We start from the raw sequence: 16935 nt of genomic DNA, 5'->3' as shown, positions 1-16935 counted from the left end.
GGACGGTGTTAGTGGCGTATTACTTAAAGAATGTGTCTTGTAATGCACAAGCGAAAGCGATAGGTAAAAGGCCTCACGACATTATCAATATTTTGAATCAGGCACAAAGTTTTGTGGGTGGAAATATTTATCCATTTTTCAATAAAAGTAGTAAAAATGTTAAACATTGCAGTGAAAATGCTTGACATTGCGCAAATAAGCATATATAATTAGTCCATAATCAAAATTTAAACGCATAAAAAAGCCCGCTAGCAATAGACGGGCTTTTTTGTTATGTGATTAAAATTGATATTACCTATCTAATTGCTTTAACATGAAGTTGTTTAATTTAAAATATTTTCATTATATATTTTGGCTGTCTTTAATTTTTTTATTAAAAGATAATATGCTTTGTTTATCATTTATTAGTTTAATGGCATGCCTAGTTTAATTATTCGTTATCTTTAATGACTACTTTCTGTTTTATTGCACCACCTTTTTAACACGAAAAATTGAATAAAAAACAATAAAAATATAATGTTAATATATTTGTTATTGGTTAGTATTTAAAATCGTCATTTTATTACACTCCAATATTGTGATAATGATCCTATCCTTTGAATTGTTTTAAACGATATTGTTTGATTTATAATTATTTATTTTATTTAGTAAATCTTATAATAAAATCATAAAGTAACATTTAACCAATTCCATCAAAATTAAAAATGTTTATACCTTTCTATTTGTACAAATTATCGTTCTTATTATCTCAATCAGATCGCGTAGATTGATTATAAAAAATAATTACTAGTTTATAGTTAGGATAAATAGGATTTTCCTGCTTAATATTATTTATCGATAAATAAGTTATTTTAGTATCAAACAATTGAGTACTAATCAAACCAATTTAACATTGGTGTTTTAGTTTATGTTTAAAAAAACTCACATTATACCTATTCGAACATCATTCATTTTAATTATCTAATTCAAAAACACTTATAAGGTTAAACATATGCCAATCAAAGATCCCGATAATATCCATTGGATAGTTGTTGTATATTTATTTTTTGTTACGTTACTTGGCTCATTAGCCAGTTATTGCTATCACTTACTTAATGGTCATAAGTTCTTTTTGTGGACGTTAATTGCTCAAATATTTATATCGATTTTTGCGGGTGCTTTGGTCATCCTTATTGCTAGTTATTTCAATTGGGCTTTTGAAATGGCTGGAGGAGTTGCAGGTTTGGCAGGCTGGTCAGGCGCTAATTTAATTAAAATCCTAGAAGAAAAATTACTTAAAAAAATGAAAGATAATGATTAATAAGTTATTTTTATAGATTATTGAAATAAATTAATCACATAATCAATGTAATAAATTATTCTAAAAATTATTGATTATTTTTTTACTATTTATTGATAGTTAATAATGTTCTTTTTTATTTCTTCTGATTCCCATCAATTATCTAAAAAATTTCAATGCAATATACAGATTTATAACACTAAACAATATTAGGACAATGTAATGATTATTAGTGAAAAAGGGTTAGAACTTATCAAAAGTTTTGAAAGTTTAGCGGTCAAAGCCTATAAATGTCCAGCTGGAATCTGGACCATTGGTTATGGTCACACCAAAAATGTGAAAGAGAATGACAGAATAAGTCAGGCACAAGCTGAATGTTTTTTAATGCAAGACTTATATCCAGTTGAGCAGTCGATTAATAAATTGGTGAAAGTTAAGTTAAATCAAAACCAATATGATGCGTTATGCTCATTTGTATTTAATGTCGGTGTATCAGCATTTAATCAATCGACTTTATTAGCAAAATTAAATATTGGTGACTACCTTGGTGCATCGAAAGAGTTTTGTCGTTGGAACAAAATCACTGTTAATGGTGTTAAACAATTATGCATTGGTTTAGCTAATCGTAGACAAGCTGAAGAAGATTTATTTAATCATTTCTAACTAATCTTTTAGGGAAATAAAAATGGCAAAAATTGCAGGTGTTTTTATGTTTCTATGCTTGTTATTAATTTGTTTGTATATAAAACAAATCCAGGTATCTAAACAAAGGTTAGAACAAGTTCAAGAACTGACTAATAAGCTTTCTCAGCTTGAACAGAAAACGATAAAAGATAATCAAATTATTGCTAATAACGAAATTACAAAACGAAACCTTGAAAATCAATCCTTAGAATTGCAGGAAAAAATTGATGACTTACTTAAAAATAACCAATGTGCTAATGAGTATGTTCCTAGTGATATTACTAACAGCTTGTACGAAAGAGCAAAAAGTTTACATCAATCGACCAATATCCGAAAGCTTATTAACTGATTGCTTACCTGCTTTACCACCTAAACCATTAACCTTTGCGAGTAGTCTTAAATATAACGAACATTTGCTCAATGTTATTGAAAAGTGTAATCAAGATAAAAGGGCAATCCGAGCTTTAAACCAATAAGGTGGTTGATAGAAATTAGAATGATATATCAATAACTTATTAATTTAATTTCTGTTTTTCTATAGCGGCGTAAGGTATCAAATAAAAATACCCAGTTTTTAATACATATTTTAACACCCTTTCATAGCGTGGTTTTAACGGGTTAATTGACTTAAATTTATACTAAATTAACTCGTTATATTAATGCTATCCCCCATTTTGGTTGGCAGTCAATGCAATAACCCATTCTTTTAATCAAAAAAATGAATAGTAAGTTGTTTAATAACAACTTCGCTATCTACCTATCGATATGACTGGCTATTATTTTACTAAATAGTGAGTCATTTTCGATTATTACCTTGTGTAATAACATTAGTAAAACCTTGCGAAATAAACTTTTATTCAAAGTTGAACGCAAATTTCTTTTTAATTTAAATAACAAATAATGGAGAATTTTATGTCAAATTTACAAGATCTAATTCAGAACAGTAACTTAATTTCAATGGCTGACATTGAAAAAATGATTAGTTTAGAAGCAGTTACCATTTATAAGAAATACATTGAAAAAACCGGCGATTTTAGTAATCAGCGAGAAGCTCGCCCAAATAATTTCGCTTTAGCACTGTTTATTAATAAGTTAGTTCAAGAAGGGTTGCATAATAAATGTACTGGTTTGTTTTATTTAGCATCCCCTAACAATAACTTTGAGCATATTAAGTATAGTATAATCGGTGACAATGTTATAGATCGATATAGCGATTACCCAACAGTTCGATATGATGGAACAAAAATCGAAAGTCGTGCAGATCTTTATGATCATCAAATCATTGATGGTTCATTAGACAAGGATTTATGTTTGGTATTTATGATGTCTAAACCTTCTACTTATGGATTTGATTGGGGCGGAGAAGACGAAGTAAACCACGTACATGCATTTTCTTCTGCTGGTAATGCAGATTTCTTCGACCAAGCTATCTTTAAATGGAATAATGGTAAAAATGCTGCTGTATCAAAATCTGAAGATCCACAAGATCCTGTCGGTGTTTATGTTATTCATGTTGATGGAACTTCATTAGATTACCGTCATCGTGCTGTTAATTTAACAAAATATGTTCCGCGTTCATGTGCTAAATTCTGCCCATCTTTATTAAATTATAACACTATTAAAAATCCAGGTAACGGTACAATGAAGATGTATGCTACATTTAGTAGTGGAATTGAAGGAAAAGGTTTAACTCCATCTGAAATTACTAAGATTCAACAAATTTTTACTGAATTCGAAGCATATCTATAATCATTAATTTATTTTTAAATTAAAAACCCACAATTATTGTGGGTTTTTTCTTGCTAATAAATGGCTAGAAAAAGATTTTAACTTTATGATTATAATTTAAATTATCAAATAACTTTTCATTTATTGCTTAATGCTAACTAATAAAGTGAAAAAGTGCATGTTTTAAAACGTGGTATAGAAGCTTTTAAGTGCAGCTACAAATAGGGTATAACCACCTATCTACCATAAATTTAAATGATTAATTCTAGTAATGATTGTTAAATATTTTAGGCAGCAATTACGATGTTTTTAAAAGTACAATTCAACCCTCAAGTGTAAAAATTTAAAAAAAGTATGCTTACATCACTATTTAATAGCTAAACATTAAATGAATTAAAGTATTACTTGTTTCAAACTAGGTATGCTTTATCGATAAGTTATCCTCAATAAAAATCGAAGTTTATAATCATTTTTTCGCGTTTTAGCAAATTAAATTAGGCTAATCAAAAAATCCAAGCTTTTTTTAATTAGACGTAATTATATTGTCTTAAAAATAATTTATATATCAAAAACTATAAAACTCATATTTTCAAATAGATAGAACAATACAAATTTGTATGGTGGAGGATGATATCTTCTTATTTATGAAAAGTAATATCAGATCTAATTTAATTATTTAGCTATATTTTTTATATGAATAACAAAGGTGAAAATAATATGACAAATTCAAATGAAACATTAAATGATATACCGTATCAAACAAACACGCTTCCACAAAATTTTTATGATGTAAAAGAGGATGGCTATTATATTTGTAATAGAAATGGTGAATATGTTTTAAAAATCGATAAAGACGGTAACTTTCATTTTATCAATAAAGAACCTTCAGCATTTACTAATACCCCGAATAATGGTTTTTCGATTATTGATAGGTTAGGTAATGTTGTTTTTAGAATTGATGAAAACGGATTTTCAGAATTTAAAATCAATCGCCAATTTGCTCTCAAATTGAGAGTGATTTTAAATCAATTATAACAACATAGATCATCAACATCGATGTCTAAAAAATAACTTAAAAATGTTAAAAGCAAATCATATGGTTGTATCTGCTATTCATTTTAGGTTTTTTAGACTGAAATTGAATAAAAGTAAAACAGGTTTATTTAGTTACTTGTTTGTTATAACAAACCTTGTTTAATTTGATAACTGTATTTTGCTTTTTATATATAACTAAGGACAAATAGCAATTATGGTAAATTTAAACGATTTATTGGATCCTGAAAAGTCAATACCAGAAAATTTTTCATTCAATAATACTCAAAAAAATGGTTTTACTATTGCTGATGAGCAAGGCAATGTCTCTTTCAAAATTGATGAAGAGGGTAATACAGAATTTAATATTGATAAACAATTTGCTGCTAAATTAAAAACATTAATCTATCCACCTGATTCAGGACTTGCTGATATTAATCATATTATTACTTATGGTCAATCACTAGCAGAAGGTTCAAATTCACTACCAATTCAGACACCAACTAGTTTTTCATCGTCAGCAAAAATGTTTAATCATGGTATCAAAACACGATACGCTTCGCAAAATAAATACCAGTTCTTAGACAATCATCGTGAGTGGCAGAATGGGGAGAATGGTGAAACACCTGCTGCAGGCACTGCAGATATGTTTCTTCGTGAGTTTGATAAAAAATCATTAAAAAATAAATGGATACTTTCTTCTTGCTGTGCAAGAGGTGGCAAGTCTATATCAGAGTTATCTAAAGGTACTGAGTACTATAATTATATCCTTGAAGATGTTAGAAATGGTATGCGTTTAGCAGTTGAACAACGAAAATCATATAGGGTGATGGCAATTACTTGGACTCAAGGTGAGTATAATTACGGTACAGGTATTAATCAATATAAAAAAGCCTTGAAACAATTACGCACTGATCTTATTCAAGATATAGAGGCGATTACAGGTGATGATTATTCAGATTTACCATTTATTATGTATCAAGTTTCTTCCTCTTATTCTAGTAAAAATTCAAAAGATTATCCAGATGTTGCATTAGCAAAATTAGAATTAGCGCTTGAAAAAGGTAGTGGATTTTATCTGGCTACACCTATATATCAGTTGAGATATCATGACGAATGGCATTTGTTAGGACCAAGTTCTAAGTTATTAGGTGCCTATTACGGTTATGTTTTGAGTAAAGTTATATCGGGTGAAGATTGGCAGCCATTACATCCAATTTCTCACACTATCAACGGTAAATTTTTAAACCTGAAATTTAATAAATCTGGTTTAACATTTGATAAACCTGAATATTTCGAAAATATAAATTTAACTATCCCAAATAGAGGGTTTTCAATAAAAAATTCAGTGGGCGAAGAAATTATAACTAATGTTGAACGACTTAGTGATGATAATAATTGTGATACGCTTCGTATAGAGTGCAAAGAGAGCCCAAAAAATCTAATAATTACTTATGGTTTTTTCGATATAGAGAATCGGAATGCTGGTGAGTTGCATGATAATAATAACATTGTCTATCGTATAGGTAATGAAGATTACCATTTATATAACTGGTGCGTTATTTTTAATTACCATTTAAGCGAGCAACAAAATTAATTTATTTTGATTAAATCCTAAAACTAAAATATCGATTTTAATCAAATTTTTTAAACAACAAAAATAAGTGGAGAGTTTTTATGTCAGGTTTAGCAATTAAAGTTTCAAATGTCGATTGGAATAAAAATAATTTAGGTTCTGTTAATTACGGTAGTGATAATGGTAATAATATTAATAGAATTACTACAGTGAGTGAAAAAGCTTATGCAATTTATGAAGATTATATTACCAAGTCAGAAAGACCAGATAGTCAGTGTTTATTATTACTTATTAATGACTTAGTAAAAGAAGGATTAGAACAAAAATGTAAAGGATTATATTATCTTTCATCAAAATATCAAAATATCAATCATATTAAGTATAGTGTAATAGGGAATTATAACTTAGACTCTTATGCAGATCCCATGATTTCAGTTAATGGTATTCAAGCTAATGAAAATGTTAGTCTATTTGATCACTATGAGTATGATCTAGGAAATGTTGATTCGAATCTATGTCTGGTTTTCATGATGTCTCAAGCTTCAACTCGTGGTATTGAGTGGGGGGGAGAACAATATGAAAATTATGTGCATTCATTCGTTTCTGCTGGAAATGCTTCTTATCTTGAAGGAGTCATATTTAGATGGGGTAAGGGGAATGATAAAATCGAATTAGTAGAAGATAATCAAAAAAATGATGGTGTTTATGTTATTCATATTAATAAAAATAAGCTAGTATATAAACATAAAGGAAAAACAATCAATAAAACACTCTCTGAGCAATCAAAATCTAAGTTTTGTCCTCGTTTAATGAATTACAGAACCATAAATGACCCATCAAAGGGGACAATGAAATTTTATGCTACATTTAGCCGAGAAGATTTAACTGCCGCTGATATCAATAAAATCCATGAAATTTTCACAAAATATGAACATTTACTTTAAACTATAAGTTTGTACTTACATTTAAAGTCCATACCTTGGTATGGGCTTTTCTTCTCTATAAGTTCACCATTTATTGTCATTATTAAAGGGATAATTTTATATCGTTATCCAAGCTCTTGCACTTCACAATTTTCTACTCCTCTCAACTAGGTTAACATTCTAATTGTTATTAATAATCATGATGTTATTCTTTTCATAATCTCTTCACACAAATTTAGTGTTTAGCTTTTTGCTATATTACTAAGATTTCACTTGTTTTACTCATATTAGATAAAAAGTTTTCAGTGCCCCTTAATCTCTTTTATATTAAAATCTATATTTAATTGGTATCTCATTAATTTTTTAATCCTATCAAAACAATTAACTCACAATCATTGACATATTTTTAGATAAGAGCAAAAAGTACTTACTAATGATTCGTTATATTTCAATTTAAACAGATTGTTATTGATTGCTTTAATACTGTTAGTTGATATTTAGCTTAAATTTGATGAGTATGATATAGCTATCCCAATGTTGGGACAGCCTAACTTATTTTTTATATTAAATTGAATCTATTTAAAATATTTATATTGTTTAACAAGTTAGCGATCATCGTACAATCGTTCAAATTCTTTAGTCGTTATCGATTCGCCGTAATGAGGAACTGTGTATTTCAGCATGTGTTCTTGCTGAATTTTATCGAATGTACCTGTAGCATCACTAATGATGACTGGAAAATAGCCTTTGTCTTGAGCTTCACGAAAAGTCGATTCTACACAAACATTGGTCGCGTATCCTACTAAATAAAGTGTTTCAATACTATTGTTTCTAAGGTAAATGTCTAAATTAGAACCAGCAAAGCCACTTGATCCGGTTCTACCCATTACAATAAATTCTTCATTTTTTGGTGTTAATGTTTCATAAAATTGCGAATTAAAACTATCGACAGGAAATGTACCAAAGTGACTAATTGCATGCCTTAGGCCTGTTTTTCCATTGGCTAACTCTGGATAACCTTTTTGAAATCTCAAACCACAATGGATAATTGGCATGTGAATTTGCCTTGCATAAAATAAGCTTGATTCAATATTTTTGATTGATTCTTCAAATAGATCTTTATCTTTAAAGCTTTGGTATAAATGCCCAGAAGGATGAAGCCATTCATTTTGGCATTCGATAAGAATTAATGCAGATTTTTTAATATCTTCTGTTTTTGATTTTAACCTAGGCACATTTGTATCCATAAAATATCCTTATAAAATATGTTGTTATGTTTAATTTAAACACCTCATCATTATTGATATTTGGTGTTTATTTTTATACAGGTATGCTATTTTACTGATATAAACATATTTTGCAATTTATTTACAATAATTGTAGTTAAATTACAATATGGGTGAATTGGTATGGTAATTGATTATCAATTTTTAAAAACATTATTTAGTGGTGTTGGGAAGGTATCTCAGATAACAGCAATACCAACACGATAAATTCCTTATAGGGAAGGCAAAGGTGTTGTAAAAAGTCTTACTAAAGGAGAAGCGCAAAAATAGATAGGATAGCTATTTCAACATTAAAAAAAGCTTTTCATTAAATAGGTTACAGATGAAGGATCCATTTTAAAAACAACCAAACTAAAAGAAGTCAAAAGTATCGAAATGGTGAAATTCACATTAAAAAAGTTAAGAAAACAGAGCGTATTAATTAAAGTATCTACACTTTTTGATATAACAAAATCAGGTCATCATATTGGCTAAAATATACGGTGGTTTTCACTTTATGACCCTGTTTTTTAGGTGCTTTAGCGATAAATAGTGATCTCACCCAGTTGAAGAACATCAAAAAATACTAGCATAAAACCACCAGGCAAAATTATTGGGTTTGATACCTTGTTCCATAACAGGTTGATGCCACTGCATTATTTTTCACTCCCAACAGTTGGTAATGTTGAAATAAGTGTACAACCACATGCACATTTACATCCGTCAACAGCAACAGGAGTATTAAACATTAGCCATGTAGCATTGCCTTCAATGATTGGATTTATACCATGGCCTGGTTTAGGGCATGAGACTTTATCTCCAACTAAAGCAACAGGCTTACCGGCAAAATCGGCTCCGGAAGTACTAATCACGTTGCCACCATGAGTGTGTCGATCACCCAATCTAATGATCCCTTTCATTAATCTTTCCCCCTTATTATTTTTCAGCACCTATTTCACAACGAATCCTATCCCATCCTTGATAAGGCTCAATTTTGATATTTTTGGAAGCTTCAACACGTTCGATATAAGCAGGATCATGATAAATTTCCCAGTACATCCCACCTAATTTGACAGATTCATCCTGAATTGGGTGACGTAAAATTTGATATTCTTGTTTTAGATCAGAATGTGGATTAAAAAAAACGGTTTCCCCAAATATCACATCCCCATTTTTTAAAATAAAATAACCTGTATTACCAGATATTGTGATTTTATGGTTATATGCAGAAGAGTCTTTTGGGTGAATATCCTCAAAATTTACCGTTAAAGGTTTATCATCTATTCCAATAAAGCGTTCTATCTCATCACCGGATACTGCTGAGTAGCTTGGCACAGTACCTTTAATAAACGTGTTACCGCCATCGAGTGAATACATGACTGCGGTTAAATCTTGCGTAGGAACTGCAATATATGCATGCCCAGGATTATAATATTCAAACTTTGGTAACTTATCTTTGGTGTAAAAAGTTTCATCAATGCGAGTGTGGATATTATTTTTATCATCGTGATACCAGATTAATCCTTCACAGTTTTCCCCTTGAAGCTCTAAATAACGCTCTGCATCATAGCGATACACCACCTGTCTTTTATCGCTTATATAGTAAAAGATGCCTTTATCAGGTCCCATCGCATATACTTCAGGATAAATAAGTTCATACCCGGGACGAGGTTTAGGTTGTGGCACGGTTAATCCTATGACTTCACTTTTTTCAGGTAACATTGAGCCAACCATTACAATCACGCCCCATAAACAGAGAGGGATAATAATAAAAAAGATTAATAAGAATTTACTTAATCGTGACATTATTGTACTCCTTTATTCATTAACCCTATCGATTGACGTAACTTAGCTTGCAAGTTTATTAATGGCGCATAGCGATTATAAATTATTTCGTACTGCTTTTTATTAATATCACACTGCCAATGGTACCAGCCTTTATAATCACTGGGCATCTTTGGCATCTCGGTTATATTACCTTGCCACCGTTCACCATTATATTGTTCACCGTCTTTCCAATATTCGACGTCTTTAGATGAAAGCACATCAACTTGAATATGGGAGCCAAATGGTTTTGGAGAGCGATAAATTCCGTTGGTGGTATCCATAAATAATTGATTTCCAACAACAACGGTTCCTTTAATCTGTTCTCGTCCAGGACGAGGAATATTAGAAAAACCATGAACATCGATTGATTTAAAAGTTCTCCCTCCATCTTGGGAATAACGAACTGTTGCGTAATCAGTACGAGGAATTAGAATATAATCCCCAACAGCATGTGCAAACGGTTCTGTTAATACCTCAGCCGAATGGATAGCCAACTCGTTATAAACCTGTTTTTGCTCATCGATATAATAAAGTTTGCCTTCGCAGTCAGAGCCGGTTAACTGCAAATAGCGATAGGCATCAAATCGGAATACTACTTGCGTTGGTGAAATTTGTCTTTTTTTATCTTCGCCTGGTAAGGGAATGATCGCACAAAATACCAGTAAAAAGGCGAAATAACAGACAGCTGTCCATATTCGCCAACGCTTAACAAGCCCAAGTATAGTGAATGAAGCTGTAATCAATAGATAGATAATTGCTAACATAGTTTACTCCGTTGTTAAATCAGGCTCAGGTAAATAAAACTGTACTTTTGGGTAAGTACTTAGTAATTCATATTTGTCTTTTAAAAGTTCCTGAGTTTGTGCTTGTATTCCTGCGTCAGTAGAACAAGAAGAAATATATTTATTAACGACAGTTTTTGGCATATGTTTTTCTGGATAACCCATTGATTCCTTTATTTCTTTAGGAAGCACTCCTTTTTTCATATACTCGATTGCTTCCTTATCAGTATTAGCAGGGTCACGCCAATCGGCATAATGTCGCCAGTTTTGTAATAGTGTTAAATTAGTGGAACAAATTCCTTTAACCAAACCAATCGCCAAATCGTATGCCATAACATGCTTTGGCGCCAATTTATTTATTTTGATTGCTAAACGATTTTATAAATTTAATGTGAAAATAACTAACTTAAAATTTATTATTTAATTGGTCAATTTTTGTTAACAGTGACACCATTACGGGTGTATTTCAAACGAGCTTTACCATCGGGCATAAAATAAGTTCCATATTTGACAAGTCCACCTTCTTTTAAATGGCAGGTTAGTTCATAAGCAAGGACCATGGTATCATGGTTTTTATCGTCGATATGGATATCAATAGAAGATAACCTAGGTTCATACTTTAATAGTGTTTGTTCTATTGCTCTCATCAAAATATAAGCTGATGAGGGTAGGGCTTGAAAGATGGTTGACATATCAGGTAAGCCATAATCGGGCATATGTTTTACTGCACCAGCCCGACTATTTAAGATACGTTCAATATTATCCATGACACTAATAATGGTTTGCTCATTTTCCGCCACATCGTCGATGGGGATGCCTGATTGAAAATAGCCATAAAGAATATCGTATAATGAAGCACTCATTTACTTTCATCCACTAGTTTTATAGTATATTGGCTTGCAATAATTTGCCGTGGTTTAGTGATATTTAAATCACTACGGGTTAATACCATTCGCCAACTATTTTCCTTTAAATTAGGGTCTTTATAAAGTGCGGCAATTCCCACAACCTCAGCTTTTTTATCAAAAGGAACATCAACAGAAACTGATGTGTTAGGTTTCAAAATCAATTCTTTACTCTCAATTAATGATTCCTTTAGTGCATCACTATCTTGGTTGACCAGATCCTGATAAGGAACGGAATTAAATGTTTTGTCATCCTTTAATTGATAAATACGAATAACAACAGGTGAAGAGCGGCTGTCATCATCCATATTTAATTCTGCTCTCGCAATAAAATCCAGATGTATTGTCCTAATATCCCATGAAAAAACAGAATTACTTAAGCCAACTGCACCTTCTGATACGCTTTGGGCAATTCCACAACCTGTTAATCCTATGGTTAATATACTTATTATCAAGACACTAATTAATCTCATACTTAATCCTTTTCTATTATGCAGCATAATCTATTCCAGAGTAGTGGCCTATGTTCACAGCAACTTCATCCTCAATCTTTTCATTAGTCGTGTTTTTTATTAATGATGCTGTTTGACCTAGACGACTATTGTTAGGCTTTAATTGACTTCGCGGTAAAAATCGACGTTGAATACAAAGTGTCATTTTGGCATCAACCTGATAACCTAAATAAGCGCGTAATAAAGCCATCAAATCACGATGTAACTGCCCTCCAGGCAGTAAATCAATCACTTGCTGTTCATACTGAGGCGTAATCGCAATATGAACGGTTTGATTACACTCTCTAAAACGAGAACCTAATACCGCCCCTCCATTTAAACTAACCGGTTGTACTTTATCGCCTAATTGTGCTGGGTTATCAATTGACTGCCAAATAGGGTAGAATTCACTTACTACTACTTTTGCATCATGTACTAAAACACGTACCAAGCCAACAATACCGTCAGCTGTACGTGTTTTTTGTGTGATTAAACCTAATAATGCCAAAAAACGTGATGCTGGCGTACCAATTTGTTCTACCGTGCCTTTGATACCCAGTCCAGTTAATCCAAGCAAACATTTTGATAATGGATCTTTTCCTCCACTTAAAAAACTCGCAGGATAATGATATTTTAACCAAATACGATAAAACTGAGTGATGGTACGATGATTAAACATATCCAAGAAATCAGTCATCACTTGATAGTTTTCTTCACGACGAATGATATTATCAAGTAAGCCCAGTGGTAGTACCGAGTCAACCCCATATAATCCTAAAAATCGCGTTCTTACTGTCGCGGGTCGATTAACATAAGGCGCTCTTTCGATATATTTTAGTTCACTAGCAGGAAAAGACATATCGATCGATGGTGCAAAACGCAAAGGATCGGCTGCGGGTGTTTCGTATTTGCCAAGTATAGGTTCATTTGCATACATTTGCTCAAGTAATTGACAAAAACGATAAAAATTCATTTTTGGCAAAACACTTTCAAGTGTTTGCATTAAAAGGCTGTTTTCGATATTTTGCTGTGATTCCATATAATTTTATTTCCTGTTGGTAAAGGAATAATAACTAATTTAGTGAATAAATTTACATCGGCATACAGGGCAAAAAATTGATGTATCAACTCACCAAAAAGCATGACATCGCCTTCACCGGCAAACTGATAACTATTGAGCGTAACCTCTATTTCTATACCTCGCTGTAGCATTCCTTTTTCGATACGCTTAATCATTCGATGAGAGACATTAACAATGCCCTCCAATCGTCGACGATTGAGTTCGTTATCGGTCCAATCATATAAAGCTAGCGTTCCTCGTAACACTTCTGCATTCATCAAGGAGAGATAATTCGGTGCTAAATGCGACAAAACGCGCCAATAAAAACGATCTTCAGTTGGCGGATAACATGGTAATGTTGGCGAACATAAATTGTGTACGCGGCTTATGCTGTTTTGAGCATGACAAAGTTCATCAATACGGGCATTGCGTAATACTTTACGCGGCAACATACCATTTGTACCGGTAATTTGTAATGATAATGTTTCGGTTTCTAACATTTCATCTTTATCCCAGATCTTACCGCCCAGAATTAACCAAGTTTCATGTAATCCTGATGCACCTTTGCGAACACGTGTATGATAATATCTTTCAGGTGCATCATGCCTTAACATTCCTCCTCGATGTTTGAAGCTGGTAAAAGGCACATAGTGATAACGACCATTACGGGTGATTGCCTCCACATGTTCAACAGAATAAACCTCGACATGTCCATCTTGACGAAGTAACGGCCTAAGTAAATACTCGCTCTCCAATTGGTTAACAACGATCGGATCTGCCTCTAATTCAAATAAATTGATAACAGGAACACAATGTAAACGGATATTGTCGTGATTAAACGGCATATCGGTTGGCCAATTTTGATTTAAAATGAGCTCAATATCGATATAACGGCAATGCTCTGGTACATCATCAATATTGAGTCCATGAAGATCCACAAACATAAATTTTTCACGAAAAGCGAAATATTCCAATAAAAGCTGATAGCCGGCAAAAGCATTATCTGGTTTTAACCATAACCGATCATCATCAGAAAAACCAACTGGGGTTATTTTGCCTTGAATTGTTACCCGATTTTCCGGGTTTGTTGAATACCGTAAATGCATGGAGGCAACTTGCTGCGTTAAAGCAAAATGCAATGTCGACGCAATGGGGCCATCAGCATTCAAATAAAGTCGTAATTTAGATAGATCAAGTTGTTCAAAATCTGCTAACTCACCAAAACTTAAACGCAAAGTAATCATACTCCGACCATCATGATGAAATCCTAAGTTAGCTTGACTAATTTTAATTGGTTGTAATAGGACATCTTGGGTTGTTCGGTAAGGGCATTTAGTGCCAGCTTGTCCAAGAGGCTCACTTTGTACTTTTAATCCTTCAGGAATGAGCTCTTGGCGCGATAGTGTTGCATAATTGGGTGTTAACTCGATAATCGATAATGAGGGGATTAAACGTAAATAATGTGGCCAAAGTAGGCTAACCAGGCTTTCAGTGAGTTCAGGCAAATCATCATCAATTTTTTGGCGTAAGCGGCCGGTCAAGAAAGCGAAGCCCTCAAATAAACGCTCTACATAAGGATCGCGATCACCTACTCGATCTAAATTTAGTTCACTTGCCCTGTCAGGATGAATTTTTGCAAATTCTTTTCCTGCTTCACGCAAATAGCGCATTTCTGATTCGTAATAGCGTAGAATTAGATCATCCATTGTTTGTCTCTTTGATTATTATTTATTATTCCTATCCAAATACCATGAATCATATTACATTACACTTAATGCTCTTGCGGGATCGAGTTGCATTAATTCATGATGTAACTGCTCAATTTGAGCAGAAAGATTTGGTTTTATACCATCTTTGAGATGATTTTTTTGTTTCATTAATCGTAGTAAACATCGTTTTACATCAAATAACAATTCCGGTTCCCATTGTAATAACGTGATACTTTGTTGTTGTTCATTAAGTCCAATTAACAGTTTTAGTGCCACATCTTGTTGACCAAATTGTTCAGCTACACGTGCTTGGGTGTATTGTAGAAAATATCGTTGCTTAGGAGAGCGTAATGACGGTAAATTTTGTAACCATTGAAACGATTTCTCTAAATTTTCAGTGTGTGCGAGTTCTAATGCTTGTTTTTCAATCTCATTCCAATCGTTTTCGCCCGATACAGCAATTTGTACCATACTTTCACCTTCATCTAAATGGTGAATACGGGCATTGTTACTTATCCAACTTAGTGTTTCATCATCGGCAAATGGCATCCCATTTTCAAAACAAAGATGTTCAACGCCGTTTAACCGTTCTAGCATCAAACCAATATCAGTTAGATAAATATCAGCCCAAGATTGATAAGGTTCTCCCATTTTTTGTAATGCTATTATGGTTGCACGTTGTAAATCTAACCAAAAGTGATTGGCACTTTCGGTGAATGCAGCCTCGGCTCGTTCAAAAAGATCATGCCATTGTTGTTGAATAATTAAACGACTAATATGTTGTTTGAGTTCTGTTCTTGGTGCTGGCAATCGTGTTTTCCCACGATGATCCGCTGGTGGTAAATCATTTATGGTATCCCAACGAATAACTCGTAAAAAACGCCCTGCTGCTAGGTAGCCTTCAGGTTTTTCGCGTAAAAAAGAAGCCATTTTTCTAGCTTGTTCGAGTAAGTCTCGTTGGGAGCTGATTTTGACTTCACCTTCGCCACGAATTGGTGTAGATAATGGTGGGGAAGGTGGTGGCTCCTTGGTGTTTTCTTCCGTCTTATTTAGGTTGGGCGCTTGCTTGATTCCATTTGTAAAAAAATGAACTAAAGCTGTTAAATCAGGGGCGCTAATTGGGTGATTAAGATCTTCATTTACAAATAACGTATTACAACAGGTATCAATCATGTTTAATGCTACAATAATACGTGTTAAACACGCTTCTGGTATCGGCTGTAATGGGGTCAGTTCATCAATAAATTTACTACTAGCTAACCACTCTATGGCATTTTTACGAATATTGTGACGGGAAGGGTAAATCGATTCACCAAATTTGTCCAATAATCCTGCTAGTAGCTCAACCCCATCAGCAAACCCTTCTGCACCATCAATATGTAAACGGGCCAAGCAATAATAAGTGGCGACACGAATATCTTTACTATTTTGTTTCAAGATAGTTTCGCTTTCTGTTGCAATCAGCGTGTAATTAATACCTGAAAGTTTAGTTATTTCTTCTTTAATCTCTTGAAAAGAATCAGAATATGTTAAATCTTCACCCGCTGGTTTATCTAAACTAATTGGCTGTAACCAATCCGCCCAATGTTGATTTAATTGTTGTGCTATGGATTCTTTTGGATCTTGCTGTCCAAAAAAACGGTTCAATAGTTGACTAAACATAAAAATATTCCA

General features: G+C 32.6%; 18 protein-coding genes. 8 read left to right on the top strand and 10 right to left on the bottom strand.

From position 1 onward, the window contains the following. The 8 genes from J3U63_RS01835 to J3U63_RS01800 all read left to right on the top strand — a co-directional run. On the top strand, window positions 1-185 hold a 185-nt coding region (locus tag J3U63_RS01835; protein WP_267370314.1), incomplete at its 5' end, for a hypothetical protein. 806 nt (window positions 186-991) lie between these two features. Then, a complete protein-coding gene (locus J3U63_RS01830) occupies window positions 992-1300 on the top strand; it encodes a phage holin family protein (protein ID WP_267333252.1) in 309 nt (102 codons plus the stop codon). Window positions 1301-1501: 201 nt separating this feature from the next. Further along, window positions 1502-1942, top strand: a complete 441-nt coding sequence (locus J3U63_RS01825; protein ID WP_267370313.1) for a lysozyme — start codon at window positions 1502-1504, stop codon at window positions 1940-1942. Between the two features lie 22 nt (window positions 1943-1964). Then, window positions 1965-2312: a hypothetical protein gene (locus tag J3U63_RS01820; RefSeq protein ID WP_065633599.1), complete on the top strand. Its 348-nt coding sequence runs from the start codon at window positions 1965-1967 to the stop codon at window positions 2310-2312. Between the two features lie 563 nt (window positions 2313-2875). After that, entirely contained in the window at window positions 2876-3712 is an 837-nt protein-coding gene (locus tag J3U63_RS01815; protein WP_267333250.1) for a hypothetical protein, read from the top strand. Between the two features lie 696 nt (window positions 3713-4408). Then, window positions 4409-4726 (top strand): hypothetical protein, encoded by a 318-nt coding sequence (locus J3U63_RS01810; protein ID WP_267333249.1) that lies wholly within the window; start codon window positions 4409-4411, stop codon window positions 4724-4726. Between the two features lie 214 nt (window positions 4727-4940). Further along, the gene (locus J3U63_RS01805; protein WP_267370312.1) at window positions 4941-6320 is read left to right on the top strand and encodes a sialate O-acetylesterase; all 1380 of its coding nucleotides are present in this window, start codon (window positions 4941-4943) and stop codon (window positions 6318-6320) included. A gap of 80 nt (window positions 6321-6400) precedes the next feature. Further along, window positions 6401-7243 (top strand): hypothetical protein, encoded by an 843-nt coding sequence (locus J3U63_RS01800; RefSeq protein ID WP_267370311.1) that lies wholly within the window; start codon window positions 6401-6403, stop codon window positions 7241-7243. Between the two features lie 584 nt (window positions 7244-7827). Here J3U63_RS01800 and J3U63_RS01795 read toward each other — a convergent pair. The 10 genes from J3U63_RS01795 to tssA all read right to left on the bottom strand — a co-directional run bounded on the left by J3U63_RS01795 (window position 7828) and on the right by tssA (window position 16923). Continuing rightward, window positions 7828-8469, bottom strand: a complete 642-nt coding sequence (locus J3U63_RS01795; RefSeq protein ID WP_267370310.1) for a cysteine hydrolase — start codon at window positions 8467-8469, stop codon at window positions 7828-7830. 674 nt (window positions 8470-9143) lie between these two features. Further along, complete coding sequence (locus J3U63_RS01790) at window positions 9144-9407, bottom strand: PAAR domain-containing protein (RefSeq protein ID WP_267370309.1); 264 nt, start codon at window positions 9405-9407, stop codon at window positions 9144-9146. A gap of 16 nt (window positions 9408-9423) precedes the next feature. Beyond that, window positions 9424-10293 carry a hypothetical protein gene (locus J3U63_RS01785; protein ID WP_267344929.1) on the bottom strand — a complete coding sequence of 290 codons (870 nt, stop codon included), beginning with the start codon at window positions 10291-10293 and terminating at the stop codon, window positions 9424-9426. Next, window positions 10293-11078, bottom strand: coding sequence for a hypothetical protein (locus tag J3U63_RS01780; RefSeq protein ID WP_267344927.1), 786 nt, complete (start codon window positions 11076-11078; stop codon window positions 10293-10295). The genes J3U63_RS01785 and J3U63_RS01780 overlap by 1 nt, the downstream gene beginning before the upstream one ends. A 3-nt stretch (window positions 11079-11081) precedes the next feature. Beyond that, the gene (locus tag J3U63_RS01775; protein WP_267344925.1) at window positions 11082-11429 is read right to left on the bottom strand and encodes a hypothetical protein; all 348 of its coding nucleotides are present in this window, start codon (window positions 11427-11429) and stop codon (window positions 11082-11084) included. 95 nt (window positions 11430-11524) lie between these two features. Continuing rightward, window positions 11525-11959, bottom strand: coding sequence for a type VI secretion system baseplate subunit TssE (gene tssE, locus J3U63_RS01770; protein WP_065632972.1), 435 nt, complete (start codon window positions 11957-11959; stop codon window positions 11525-11527). Continuing rightward, on the bottom strand, window positions 11956-12474 hold the full coding sequence (tssJ, locus tag J3U63_RS01765) for a type VI secretion system lipoprotein TssJ (RefSeq protein WP_267333244.1): 519 nt from the start codon (window positions 12472-12474) through the stop codon (window positions 11956-11958). Before tssJ ends, tssE begins: the two co-directional genes overlap by 4 nt. A 16-nt stretch (window positions 12475-12490) precedes the next feature. Further along, window positions 12491-13531 carry a type VI secretion system baseplate subunit TssG gene (gene tssG, locus J3U63_RS01760; protein WP_267344923.1) on the bottom strand — a complete coding sequence of 347 codons (1041 nt, stop codon included), beginning with the start codon at window positions 13529-13531 and terminating at the stop codon, window positions 12491-12493. Further along, window positions 13495-15258: a type VI secretion system baseplate subunit TssF gene (tssF, locus tag J3U63_RS01755; RefSeq protein WP_267370307.1), complete on the bottom strand. Its 1764-nt coding sequence runs from the start codon at window positions 15256-15258 to the stop codon at window positions 13495-13497. The genes tssG and tssF overlap by 37 nt, the downstream gene beginning before the upstream one ends. 54 nt (window positions 15259-15312) lie before the next feature. Next, a complete protein-coding gene (gene tssA / locus J3U63_RS01750) occupies window positions 15313-16923 on the bottom strand; it encodes a type VI secretion system protein TssA (protein ID WP_267370306.1) in 1611 nt (536 codons plus the stop codon). Window positions 16924-16935 lie beyond the last annotated feature (12 nt).

The organism is Gilliamella sp. B2838, assembly GCF_026536185.1.
Taxonomy (GTDB): Bacteria; Pseudomonadota; Gammaproteobacteria; order Enterobacterales; family Orbaceae; genus Gilliamella.
Note: the sequence above shows the minus strand (reverse complement) of the source record. Positions and strands in the feature narration are given on the sequence as shown.